The following is a 764-nucleotide window of genomic DNA, read 5'->3' as shown; positions in this document are numbered from 1 at the left end:
GAGGTTTGATGTCGGTTTGACGAAGCAGCGCATCTGCTTTGCTGCGATTGAAACCCGGGTGAACCCCTTCGGTATAACTCAGAAGCTGAGAGACCGTCATCCAATCTGGCAAAACATTCACATCTGAGATGTACGACAAATTCTGCATGATCTTGTCACGCTGCATCATGGGCTCGAAGCCATTGATACGAATAGTCCCTTCGTAGTCGTGCGCGCCGAGTAGGGCGTTAATAAGCGTCGACTTACCCGCGCCATTGTGGCCGAGTAAACCAAGCACTTGACCAGCATGTAAGTCAAAACTCACATCATGAAGCGCCTCTCCTTGTTGACGGTACTGCTTGGAGACGTTTTTTACACTGACTAATGCGCTCATTGGTCACCTTTCATATGGGGGTTGAGTTGCTGGACAAGTTCATCAACTGACATGTCCAGACGTTGTAATGTATCGGCTATTTGAGGAATTTGCTGTTCAAGAAAGCGAGCCTTTTCCGCAGAGCGCAATTGTTGAATTGCCCCTTGTGCGACAAACATGCCTTGGCCACGTTTTTTCTCCACCAGTCCTTCATCAACAAGTAACTGATAGCCTTTCATGACGGTAAGGTGGTTAATTTTCATATCGGCAGAGATGCTGCGGACGGAGGGTAAAGCCTCGCCTTCTTTCCAGACGCCCTGCAATATTTGTTGGGTGATCTGATCAGCCAACTGGCGAAAAATCGGTTGGCGATCATGCCAATGCGTCATGATAAACATCCTATGGCTGAATT

The 764-nt window shown here is 48.2% G+C and carries 2 protein-coding genes; both read right to left on the bottom strand.

Going from position 1 to position 764, the window contains the following annotated elements; genetic code table 11:
- On the bottom strand, window positions 1-373 hold a 373-nt coding region (locus tag R7040_RS26045), incomplete at its 3' end, for an ATP-binding cassette domain-containing protein (protein WP_318097516.1).
- Window positions 370-741 (bottom strand): GntR family transcriptional regulator, encoded by a 372-nt coding sequence (locus tag R7040_RS26040; RefSeq protein WP_005464887.1) that lies wholly within the window; start codon window positions 739-741, stop codon window positions 370-372. The genes R7040_RS26045 and R7040_RS26040, both read right to left, overlap by 4 nt.
- Between the last annotated feature and the right edge of the window lie 23 nt (window positions 742-764).

This window comes from Vibrio sp. 1069, assembly GCF_033340555.1.
This window is presented reverse-complemented; position numbering and strand designations above follow the sequence as displayed.

Coding starts and splice junctions, on each gene's coding strand:
- R7040_RS26040 (WP_005464887.1), bottom strand. CDS start 741: ATGACGCATTGGCATGATCGCCAACCGATTTTTCGCCAGTTGGCTGAT.